This window comes from Streptomyces sp. NPDC002701 (assembly GCF_042889045.1).
In the GTDB taxonomy this organism is placed as follows: Bacteria; Actinomycetota; Actinomycetes; order Streptomycetales; family Streptomycetaceae; genus Streptomyces.
In genome coordinates this window covers 24,015-34,847 of sequence record NZ_JBIAQL010000041.1, presented here as the reverse complement: position 1 = coordinate 34,847, position 10,833 = coordinate 24,015, and the positions used below count along the sequence as shown (strand labels likewise).

At 66.3% G+C, this 10,833-nt stretch carries 8 protein-coding genes and 3 pseudogenes; 5 read left to right on the top strand and 6 right to left on the bottom strand.

Annotated elements, in window-relative coordinates; genetic code table 11:
* The coding region (dnaE, locus tag ACFYXC_RS40145) for a DNA polymerase III subunit alpha (RefSeq protein ID WP_389557882.1) at positions 1–1,292 on the bottom strand (1,292 nt) is incomplete at its 3' end.
* Between the two features lie 366 nt (positions 1,293–1,658).
* Between dnaE and ACFYXC_RS40140 the strand changes: the two genes are divergently transcribed.
* The 3 genes from ACFYXC_RS40140 to ACFYXC_RS40130 all read left to right on the top strand — a co-directional run bounded on the left by ACFYXC_RS40140 (position 1,659) and on the right by ACFYXC_RS40130 (position 5,782).
* Positions 1,659–2,984, top strand: coding sequence for a peptide ligase PGM1-related protein (locus ACFYXC_RS40140; RefSeq protein ID WP_389557880.1), 1,326 nt, complete (start codon positions 1,659–1,661; stop codon positions 2,982–2,984).
* Between the two features lie 4 nt (positions 2,985–2,988).
* Positions 2,989–4,167 (top strand): MalY/PatB family protein, encoded by a 1,179-nt coding sequence (locus ACFYXC_RS40135; protein WP_389557878.1) that lies wholly within the window; start codon positions 2,989–2,991, stop codon positions 4,165–4,167.
* A gap of 460 nt (positions 4,168–4,627) precedes the next feature.
* Positions 4,628–5,782: an acyl-CoA dehydrogenase family protein gene (locus tag ACFYXC_RS40130; protein WP_249954427.1), complete on the top strand. Its 1,155-nt coding sequence runs from the start codon at positions 4,628–4,630 to the stop codon at positions 5,780–5,782.
* Positions 5,783–6,000: 218 nt separating this feature from the next.
* On the opposite strand, the gene ACFYXC_RS40125 is transcribed toward ACFYXC_RS40130, so the two are convergent.
* Positions 6,001–7,344, bottom strand: coding sequence for an IS630 family transposase (locus ACFYXC_RS40125; RefSeq protein WP_389557876.1), 1,344 nt, complete (start codon positions 7,342–7,344; stop codon positions 6,001–6,003).
* A gap of 45 nt (positions 7,345–7,389) precedes the next feature.
* Positions 7,390–7,908: a hypothetical protein gene (locus ACFYXC_RS40120; RefSeq protein ID WP_389557874.1), complete on the bottom strand. Its 519-nt coding sequence runs from the start codon at positions 7,906–7,908 to the stop codon at positions 7,390–7,392.
* Between the two features lie 61 nt (positions 7,909–7,969).
* On the opposite strand from ACFYXC_RS40120, the gene ACFYXC_RS40115 reads away from it, so the two are divergent.
* Entirely contained in the window at positions 7,970–9,094 is a 1,125-nt protein-coding gene (locus tag ACFYXC_RS40115) for an IS30 family transposase (RefSeq protein ID WP_389557873.1), read from the top strand.
* A 1-nt stretch (position 9,095) separates the two neighbouring features.
* On the opposite strand, the pseudogene ACFYXC_RS40110 reads toward ACFYXC_RS40115, so the two are convergent.
* Both ACFYXC_RS40110 and ACFYXC_RS40105 read right to left on the bottom strand, forming a co-directional pair.
* Positions 9,096–9,194, bottom strand: a pseudogene (locus ACFYXC_RS40110) (kinase); the annotation flags it as partial.
* A 61-nt stretch (positions 9,195–9,255) separates the two neighbouring features.
* A pseudogene (locus tag ACFYXC_RS40105) lies at positions 9,256–9,774 on the bottom strand (transposase family protein); the annotation flags it as partial.
* Positions 9,775–9,882: 108 nt separating this feature from the next.
* Here ACFYXC_RS40105 and ACFYXC_RS40100 point away from each other — a divergent pair.
* Positions 9,883–10,167 (top strand): annotated as a pseudogene (locus ACFYXC_RS40100) (transposase); the annotation flags it as partial.
* 55 nt (positions 10,168–10,222) lie between these two features.
* Here the strand turns inward: ACFYXC_RS40100 and ACFYXC_RS40095 are convergent.
* On the bottom strand, positions 10,223–10,798 hold the full coding sequence (locus ACFYXC_RS40095; protein WP_389557871.1) for a transposase: 576 nt from the start codon (positions 10,796–10,798) through the stop codon (positions 10,223–10,225).
* Positions 10,799–10,833 lie beyond the last annotated feature (35 nt).

The window sequence follows — 10,833 nt, the reverse complement described above, 5'->3', positions numbered from 1 at the left end:
ATCACCTCGACGCGCCTGCGCTCGTCGAAGTCGATGTCGACGTCGGGCATGGAGACGCGCTCGGGGTTGAGGAACCGCTCGAAGATCAGGCCGTGGGTGAGGGGGTCGAGGTCGGTGATGCCCATGGCGTACGCGACGATCGAGCCGGCCGCGGAGCCACGGCCGGGGCCGACCGCGATGCCCTGCTTCTTCGCCCACATGATGAAGTCGGCGACCACGAGGAAGTACCCGGGGAAGCCCATCGAGATGATGGTGTCCATCTCGTACTCGGCCTGCTTGAGGCGGTCCTCCGGGATGCCGTCCGGGTAGCGGCGGTGCATGCCGCGCATGGTCTCCTCGCGGAACCAGCTGACCTCGGTGTGGCCCTCAGGGATGTCGAACTTCGGCATGAGGTCGCGCTTCTCGAACATGCCGGTGGTGTCGACCATCTCGGCCACCAGCCGGGTGTTGTCGCAGCCTTCACGCCAGACGTCTGAGTTGACCAGGGCGTACATCTCGTCGGTCGACTTCAGATAATAGCCCCCTCCCGCCAGTCTGAAGCGGTCGGGGTCCGAGAGGTTCTTGCCGGTCTGGATGCACAGCAGCGCGTCGTGCGCGGTCGCCTCGTGCGCGTAGGTGTAGTGCGAGTCGTTCGTCACCAGCGGCGGGAGGCCGAGTTTCTTGCCGACCCGGAGCAGGTCGTCGCGGACTCGGTGTTCGAGGTCGAGGTCGTGCTCCATCAGCTCCAGAAAGAAGCGGTCCTTGCCGAAGATGTCCTGGTAGTCAGCGGCTGCCTGGAGCGCCTCGTCGAACTGCCCCAGGCGCAGCCGGGTCTGGACCTCTCCGGAGGGGCACCCGGTGGAGGCCACGATGCCCTCCGACCACTGGGCGAGGACCTCCTTGTCCATCCGCGGCCATTTCTGCAGCCAGCCCTCCGCGTACGCGTCCGAGGAGAGCTTGAACAGGTTGTGCAGGCCGGTCTTGTTCGTCGCCCACATGGTCAGGTGGGTGTAGGAGCCACCACCGGACACGTCGTCCCGCTTCTGGTGCGGCTGGCCCCACTTGATCTTCCGCTTGTTGCGGCGGGACTCCGGCGCCACATACGCCTCCATCCCGATGATCGGCGTGACGCCCGCCTTCTTGGCCGAGTGGAAGAAGTCGTACGCCCCGTGGAGGTTGCCGTGGTCGGTCATCGCGATGTGCGTCATGCCCATCTCGTTGCTGACCTTGAACATGTCGTTCAGCCGCGCGGCGCCGTCCAGCATCGAGTACTGGGTGTGGACGTGCAGATGTGTGAATGGCGGCTTTGTCACGGCTTTGCCTCCAGGTGCGAGGGGGACTGTTGAGGGGAGTCCCGATAGGCTAGCTGCAACCGGTGGGCGGGCGCATTGCTGTTGGAGGTGGCGTCCGGGTCACGTCCGGGGCCAGGTGCTGGTGCTGGCGGTGCAACAGGGGGGCCAACACGTCGGGCTCTTGGTCGATTTTGCGTCAAACGCCACGCATGAGCACGGCGTTTGAGGCTTTTGTCGCCCTTGGTCCTGGAAGGCCGACCTGAAGGCGTCATTGCCGCAGGCTTCGGCGCGGTGCACCATGCGGTCGCTACTACGATCGATGCAGCTACCAACGAAAGGCGCGGGGGCAGGATGTAGACGTTTCACCAGTACGGAAATGCGAAGAAGATGCAGGCGCTCAGCAATCACACCTGGGACTACGCCCTGGAGGAAGGCGTCCACGGATGCGTGCTGGAGCCGAGCAGCGGAGGGCTGCTGCGCACGCCCGACGACAGAAGCATCGTCAACATGTCGTCCTACTCATATCTGGGACTTGACGAACACCCCAAAATCATTGCGGCGGCCGCTGCTGCCGTTCAGCGCACCGGGGTCCTCAACATCTCGCTGTCGCGCGTGAGGATGACCATGCCGCTCCTTGAGGAGGCCGAAGCCGAGCTGAGCGACCTGTTGGATGCGGATACCGGGACCATCAACTCGTGTGCGGCGGCGGCCTGGGCGACCTTGCCCGTTCTGGCTTCGGGTCTGCTGACAGGGGAGAATCCTCCCGTTGTCGTCTTCGACGAGAGGGCGCACTTCTGCATGCTGGCGCTGAAGGCGGCCTGTGCTGACGAGACGCAGGTTATGACCGTGTTGCACAACGACATGGAAGCCCTCGGCGGATATGCCGCGAGCATGAGGCCGTTGCAGGACCGCAGTGGCGGTGGCCACGGCAACGTCGGTCTTACCACCCTCCAGGGCGCCTCGCTGCCGGGAACCCGGTACTCCCGGTTCATCGGCTCCGTAGACGTCGCAGCCCTCGCCCTCGAGCTGTGGGACGAACTCTCCGACGAATCCAACTCCCTGCTTGTGGTCGAGAGCTACCAGGAAGCACGTAAGCGCTTCTACCTGGAGTTCTTCATATCCGACGAGGACGTCACGTTCCTCAACGGCGGGATGATCCGCTACTCGCCCGAGAGTAGTGGCACGGAGGCGAATGAATCCGCGTCCGAGAGCCCGCGGTGGGTCGGCCTCGACCTGCAGCTGCACCTCGGCAACCGGGCGCCCACACCGAAGTGGTGGGCCACGCCCGGACCTTCCCCGACCTGGTCCGGCAAATCGGCTATCGGGGACACGTCAACATTGACGGCCTGGTCACCGTGGCCGGTCACATCTACTTCCACGAGATCAACGCCCGCTGGGGCGGAAGCCTCGTCTACCACGAGGTTGGAGACAGACTGCTCGGCCACGGCTACGCCGACCACGGCCTGGTCTCCTCGGCCCTCGGCCCTCGGCACGGATCCTGTCCCCTTCGAACAGCTGGTTTCGCTGATCGACGAGTCGCGCCTGGCGTTCGACCCGGACACCCGGACGGGCGTCGTGCCGATGGCGGGCAATTCCGACCTGGGAGGCGGCACTGAGTCCGTGGTCCTCGGGCGCGACGCCGCTGAGGTCCGTGACCTCAAGGGCCGGCTGAGCGCATGTATCGCTGGCCGTGCCCGGACCGAGGGAGCCTGAGCTCATGCCGGTCGAGTTCGACGCGGATTCGTTCAAGCCTGCGGAACTCAAGTGGACTGAACAGGGCCCCGCGAACATTGGCCTCGAGGTCGCCGAGATGGACTTCGGCACCGCGCCTGTCGTCGTCGACGCTGTCCACGACGCGCTGCGGTCCGGTGTGCACGGTCATCTGTCGCCGGCCCGGTCACTGGCTACACGTGTCGCGAGCGCCCAGTGGCAGAAGTCCCGCTACGGGTGGTCGGTGGACCCCGAAATGGTCCGGCTGGTGCCAGACGTCGTCACCGCGTTGTTCCGGATCATGACGGAGTACATCAACCCCGAGTGGCCGGTAATGGTCATGACGCCGGCGTATCCGAAGTTCTTCAAAATCGCCGATGCCCTGGGCCGCCGGAGCATTGGCGTGGAGCTGCTCCGGGAACCCTCCGCCTTCACACTCGACCTGGAGCGTGTAGAGGGCCATCTGAAGACCGAGGGCCCGTGTCTCGTCGTCCTGTGCAACCCGCACAATCCGACAGGGTCCGTTCTGAAGGAGGGTGAGCTAGTACAGCTGGCGGAGCTGGTGCGCAGGCACGGCGGCATGGTGATCAGTGACGAGGTCCATGCCCCGTTGGCCTACCCCTCCGCCACGCACCTCCCCTTCGCCTCGCTGCCTGGTGAATCAGCGTCGAGCATCACTTTCACGATCACCTCGGCGTCCAAGGCATGGAACATCTCCGGCATCAAGTGTGCAGAAGTGATCCTGCCGCACCGGAACGCCGTGGCAGCATGGGATGGCTCCGAGATGCTGCGCTCGACGTCGAACTCAACCTCCACCCTGGGGGCTGTCGCGGCGATGGCCGCGTATCTCGACGGCGCAGAGTGGCTGGATTCGGTGATCGACTATCTAGCCGGAAACCGCGACGTCGTCAGCCTCTTCGCCCGCACCGAGCTGCCCGTCATCGGCTACGTCGAGCCAGAGGCTTCGTACCTGTCGTGGCTGGAACTGCCTGAGTGGCTCGGCCAGGGCAACGCAGGCGCTGCGGAGTTCATCTCGCGGGCAGCCAGAGTGTCGGCCATGGAGGGTGCCGACTTCGGGCCGGTCAGCAAGGACTTCGTCCGGCTGGGCTTCGCAACTTCATGGCCCGTTCTCCTCCAGGCGCTCGACCGGATAACCGACGCGATAAAGGGAGGCCCGGTGAAGTAACCCGACGCCGCGAGCTTCGGGCGCAGCGGCACCCCCGCTACGCACAGGGAACGACCGCCCCTCTCCCGCGTCCACGCCTGCCGCGCCGCGGGCCCGGCGAGGACGCAGCCGGGCGCTCGTGACGGGGGCGGGTCAAGAGACCGCTGGGCATCCCGCTACAGGCCGGCGAAGAGCGTATTCGCGCGGCGGCGGCCGCCCGGATCGGCTGTCGGGGGCCCCGCAGCCGCGCTCCGAGCGCCACACGGAACCTGGCCATGCCTGGAGAACGAAGGGATAGAACAATCAGCGAAGACAGGGCTAGCGAGACAGACGTGACCGCGCAGACCACCAGCAAAAGAGCCTGGGCGACGGTCGCGGTTCTCTGCGTGTGATGTCGAGCTGCTGCAGCGGGCCGGCCGACTCCCTCACATGCAGCACTTATGTAGTGACCAAACCTTGCAAGTCGCAAATGAGGAGAAGAATGGACCACCATCTGTCCCCCGAGCACGAGGAACTCCGCAGCACGATCGAGGCGTTCGCGCACGACGTCGTTGCCCCCAAGATCGGCGACTACTACGAGCGCCACGAGTTCCCGTACGAGATCGTCCGCGAGATGGGCCGCATGGGCCTGTTCGGCCTGCCCTTCCCCGAGGAGTACGGCGGCATGGGCGGTGACTATCTCGCGCTCGGCATCGCGCTCGAAGAGCTGGCGCGGGTCGACTCCTCCGTGGCGATCACACTGGAAGCGGGTGTCTCGCTGGGCGCCATGCCGATACACCTCTTCGGCACGGACGAGCAGAAGCAGGAGTGGCTGCCCCGGCTCTGTTCCGGTGAACTGCTCGGTGCCTTCGGTCTGACCGAGCCGGACGGCGGCTCGGACGCGGGCGGCACCCGCACGACCGCGGTGCGGGACGGCGATGAGTGGGTGATCAACGGCTCCAAGTGCTTCATCACCAACTCCGGTACGGACATCACGGGCCTGGTCACGGTCACCGCCGTCACCGGCCGCAAGCCGGACGGCCGTCCGCTGATCTCCTCGATCATCGTGCCGTCGGGGACGCCCGGGTTCACGGTCGCGGCGCCGTACTCGAAGGTCGGCTGGAACGCCTCGGACACGCGCGAGCTCTCCTTCTCGGACGTGCGGGTCCCGGCGGCGAACCTCCTCGGTGAAGAGGGTCGAGGATATGCCCAGTTCCTCCGGATTCTCGACGAGGGCCGGGTCGCCATCTCCGCGCTAGCGACGGGCCTCGCGCAGGGTTGCGTGGACGAGTCCGTGAAGTACGCCAAGGAGCGGCACGCCTTCGGGAAGCCGATCGGGGCGAACCAAGCGATTCAGTTCAAGATCGCCGACATGGAGATGCGGGCGCACATGGCGCGGGTCGGCTGGCGGGACGCGGCGTCGCGCCTCATCGGCGGGGAGCCCTTCAAGAAGGAGGCGGCGATCGCGAAGCTCTACTCCTCCACGGTCGCCGTCGACAACGCCCGCGAGGCCACTCAGATCCACGGCGGCTACGGCTTCATGAACGAGTATCCGGTGGCCCGGATGTGGCGGGACTCCAAGATCCTGGAGATCGGCGAGGGCACCAGCGAGGTGCAGCGCATGCTGATCGCCAGGGAGCTGGGCTTCGTCGGGTGACGCCGACCCCCGGGGTTCCATTCACGTCGCCTTCGCCAACGGGAGCGGCAACGATCAGTAGTTAGATGGGGGCTTCGGTCCGGGGTTGAACAGGAGTACTGGAAAGTGCTCCTGTTTCGCCCCTTCCTCGGCGGGCGGACGCCGTCTGCGGACAGTGGCAGCGGGGCCAAGGGGCGCTGGTGGCGGTCCCTAGTGTGATGCGCCAGAAATCCTGAGGGTTAGTTCTGCTCTGTTTTTCGGCCGGTGGTTCCCACTTTGGTGAGGTAGTCGGCGAGGGAGTTGAGGATCTCGTCGGCTGTCTTGGTCCAGGTGAAGGGCCGCGGGTTCTCGTTCCAGGTGTTGATCCACGCAGTGATGTCGTCCTCCAGTGCTTTCACGGAGGAGTGGACGCCGCGGCGGATGAGTTTGTCGGTGAGCAGGCCGAACCACCGCTCCACCTGGTTCATCCAGGAGGAGCCGGTGGGAGTGAAATGGATGCGGAAGCGGGGGTGTCTGCCGAGCCACGCCCTGATCTCGGCGGTGTTGTGGGTGGCGTAGTTGTCGCAGACGAGGTGCACATCGAGCCCGGCGGGCACCGCTTTGTCGATCCGGATCAGGAACTTCTTGAACTCAATCGCCCGGTGGCGGCGGTGCAGTGCCGATATGACGGTGCCGTCGGCGATGTTGAAGGCGGCGAACAGACTGGTAATGCCGTGCCGCAGATAGTCGTGGGTGCGGCGTTCGGGCATGCCCGGCATCATCGGCAGCACCGGCTGGGACCGGTCCAGCGCCTGGATCTGGGACTTCTCGTCCACGCAGAGCACGACCGCTTTCTCGGGCGGGTGGTGGTACAGGCCGACAACGTCGACGACCTTGGCGACGAACTGCGGATCAGTGGACAGCTTGAACGAGTCCTGCAGGTGGGGCTTGAGGTCGAACCGTTTCCAGATCCGCCCGATGGTCGACTTCGACAGGCCGGTGCGCTGGGCCATCGAGGCCCGCGACCAGTGCGTGTCCTGGCCCGGGACCGACTCCAGGGTTGCCACGACGACCTCCTCGACCTGGTCGAGGAGGATCGAGGGCGGCCGGCCCGAGCGCGGCTCGTCCTGCAGACCATCGAGGCGTTTCGCAATGAATCGGGCCCGCCAGCGGTCCACGGTCGACCTGTCGATGCCGAGGTCGGCCGCGGCCTGCTCATTCGTCCCGCCCTGGGCGCAGCGCAGCACGATCTTGGCCCGCAACGCGAGGAACTGGGCGGTTTTGGCCTGCCGCGCCCACTGCTGCAGCTGCCTGCGCTCAGCATCGTCGAGGACCAGGTCGGCCTTCGGCCGGCCGATCCAGCCGGCGTCCTCAAGCCCAGCCAACCGCTCCGCGGCGAAAGCCCGACGCCACTTGCCCACCGTCCTGGCCTGGACACCGACGAGCCGTGCGACACCCGCATTCGACATGCCCTCAGCACACGCCAGGATGATGCGGGCCTTCTCAGCCGAACGCCGGTGCGGTACTTCCGTCCGGCGCACCAACTCGGCACGCTCCGCCTCGGACAACGTAATCGCTACAGCAGAAGGCCCCGAATGCGACATGCCAACAGGGTACTTACTAACCCTCAGGATTTCTGGCGCATCACACTAGTGCTCTGACCGCATGGGTTCGCCGGGTTGGCGGTCGTGGCGGTTGGATGCGCGGTGACGCAGGTCGGCTTCCCCCTGCGCAGTGAGCGAGAGGAGCTGGCCGGGCCGGTACACGTTCTCGGTGATGTCCTGATGCAGTAGCCCGTCGGCGACCAGCCGCTGCACGGTCTGCGGGAAGACCGCCGGGTCCTGCCACTGGGCCCTCTCCCGCGAGATGTATGGGTCCTCGCCGATCGCGTTGCGGCGAAAGCGAACACCTCCGGCCGCAACCACTCCGAGGGCTACCAGCCCGCGCTCCCCGGCAACGGCCCAGTCGTCGTCCCGGTGGGGCCTCGTCTCCTGGCCCGGCCCATGGCTCTTGTTGCTCGCGTGTTGAGCAGGCTCCGGCGAGGAAAGAAGCCGGCGGTAGGCGGACAGGGACTCGACGAGCTGGCTGTATGCCCGGTCCTGCTGGGCCAGGCCGTCTCCGAGGTCCGGTAGAGCTGTTTGCAGCAGCGCGTACGACCTTAGATTCAACCGGTCAGAGCAACAGTGCTGGTTGAGGGCGGTATACGTGGCGAGGATGGGTCGGCCGGGGATGTCGGACGAGATGAAGGCCAACCTGTGGCGGCGGTGGAGGTCCGGGGAGTCGATCAGTGTCATCTCAAGACAGATCGGCAAGCCACCCGGCTCGGTTTTCACCGTCCTCAAGCACCATGGAGGAATTGCCCCCGCGCCCCGCAAGGCACGCGCCGGAAGCCTCACCCTGGGTGAGCGGGAAGAGATCTCACGCGGGCTTTGTGCCGGCCGTTCCTACCGGGCGATCGCCAGCCTGCTGGGGCGAGCGGTGTCGACGATCAGCCGTGAGGTCGGCAACAACGGCGGACGCGACGTCTACCGGGCAATCGCTGCGCAGGAACGGGCACTTGACCGGGGCCGGCGCCCGAAACCGTGCCTGCTCGCCGCCAGACCGGCGCTGCGGCAGGCGGTACTGACACTGCTCTGCCAGGAGTGGTCACCCGAGCAGATAGTCGGCTACCTTCGTCGTCACCACGGCAATGACCCGGCCATGAAGATCAGCCACGAGACGATCTACCGGTCGGTCTACACCGCCCGCTGGAAGGTGATCCCCCGCGAGGTCTGCAAACGCCTTCGCACCGGTCGCCCGATCCGGAAGAACAAGCGACACACGGTGAAGGGACAATGGCGCTCGCAGATCACCGGCGCCCGGCCGATCGAGGAGCGCCCCCAGGCCGCGGAGGACCGCAGCGAGCCCGGACACCTGGAAGGCGATCTGGTGATCGGCTCGAACAACAGCCAGGTCGCCACACTGGTCGACCGAAAGACACGATTCCTCACCGTCGTGAAACTCACCAGCCGCCACACCAACGTAGTCATTCCAGCTCTGGCCGAGAGCTACGCGCGCATGGACCCTCGACTACACGGCACGCTGACCTGGGATCGCGGCATGGAACTGGCGGCCCACAAGCGACTCAGCGTTGACACTGGCATCGAAGTGTTCTTCGCAGCCCCGCGCAGCCCCTGGCAGCGCGGCACCAACGAGAACACCAACAAACTGCTCCGGCAGTACCTGCCCAAAGGGACGAACCTCTCGGCGTTCAGTCAGGACGACCTCGATGTCATCGCCGCGAAACTCAACCACCGTCCCCGCAAGTGCCTGGGATTTCGCACTCCAGCCGAGTGTGTTGCCTTGACCGGTTGAATCTAAGGAACCGCTCGCGCAAGCCGGCCGCAACGGACGACTTCCCTGAAGCGCTGTTGCCGCGGACCACGACCGGCCGAGTTTCTTCAGTGCCCAGCATCATGGCGCTCACGCTATCGACGGCCGGCGGCAGTGCCGCGGTATTACGGGACGAGGCTTACGCCGTGGGGCGGGCGGCGCCTGGCGGTGGTGACCCAGTCGCCTGCGCCGATGTAGGCCATGTCGGCGAGGATGGGGACGCCCTGGCGCGCGCAGATCCGGAGGATCTTGTGGGTGCGGGCGGCAGTCAGATCGTGGGTCCGGCCCGGCAGTGCCGGCGACAGCCACGGAATCACCCCGGCCGGGTCCGTGACGACCTGCACATTCACCCCGTGCCGTTTGTGTTTCGGGGAGTAGTCGCCCCGGCCGTCGCCGATGCGGTCGCACTCTGCGAGCGTGCCGTCCAGGAGGACGAAGTCCGGGTCGTGTGCGCGCAGCGTCTTCAGCAGGCCCGGCGCCTGCTCGGCGAGCAGAGCGGTGACCGCAGTGACGTAGGCGTGAGCGGTGCCGACGGATATCCCGAAAGCCGCGGCGATACGGGCGAGGGTGTCGTGGCGGCGCAGATACACCAGTGCGACCAGCGCACGGCGGTGCGGCGGGAGTTTGCACCGCCGGTCACCCTCTCGGGTGACGATGAGCATGGTGACCCCTTAAGAATGGTGGTGGTCCGGGAGGACTGGGTGTAGCTGATGGTGACCTGCCGTTGGTGGCTTCGAGTGAGTGGCTGCCCGGTCCTCCGGGACGCTCACGCGGGACTGGCCCCGGTGCCACGCGACTCAGGCCGCCGAACTGGCAACCACCACCGACCCAAGCGCTACCACCGCCGCCTGCGACACGTCTTCTACATGGCCGCCCAAACCGCCATGATGCGCCCCGGCCCATCCCGGGACTACTACCTCAAGAAACGAGCCGAAGGACTGATCCATACCCAGGCACTGCTCGCTCTGGCACGCCGCCGAGTCGACGTCCTCTGGGCCATGCTCCGTGACAAGAGGCACTTCACGCTCACCCCACCAGCCACCCAATCGACTTGACACCATCATTGAGACTCACTCGACCAGGGCGTGGGGCAGGTCGAGTGCGATGCCCCTATGGATGGCAAGTGGTCGCCGGCGGGGGAAGGCTGACGCGGAGGATTTTGTAGACGGTTCGGGCGAGGTAGCGCTTCAGGCAGCGGATGATCTCCCGTTTGGACAAGCCTTCGGCGGTCCGGCGCTTGAGGTACTCCTGGGTGGCAGAGTCCCAGCGCAGACGAGATAGCACCGCCCGGAACAGGGCTGCGTTGGCCTGCCGGTTGCCGCCACGGTTGAGCCGGCGGCGGCTGGTCTTTCCGGAAGACGCCTCGACAGGGCTGACCCCGCACAAGGCAGCGAAGGACGCCTCGCCCCTTAGCCGGTCGGGGTTGTCCCCCGCCGCGATGAGCAAGGCGGCCGCCGAGTCCGGCCCGATACCCTGAAGCTGCAGCAAAGCCGGCACCGCCTGCGCGATCAGGACGGTCATCTGATCCAGGGCGTCCTTGATCTCCGCGTCGAGGTACTGGATGCGCCGTGCCAGTCGGCTCAGGGTGTGGACGACGGCGGACTCGGCAGCCCCGAGTCCGTCCTGTGCGAGCGTGGTGCACCAGGCGAGGAGCCGCGTGCACGGCCAGGCCATCCAACGGTTCACGCACCCCCGCAGGGGCGTTGACGAGGACGGCCTTG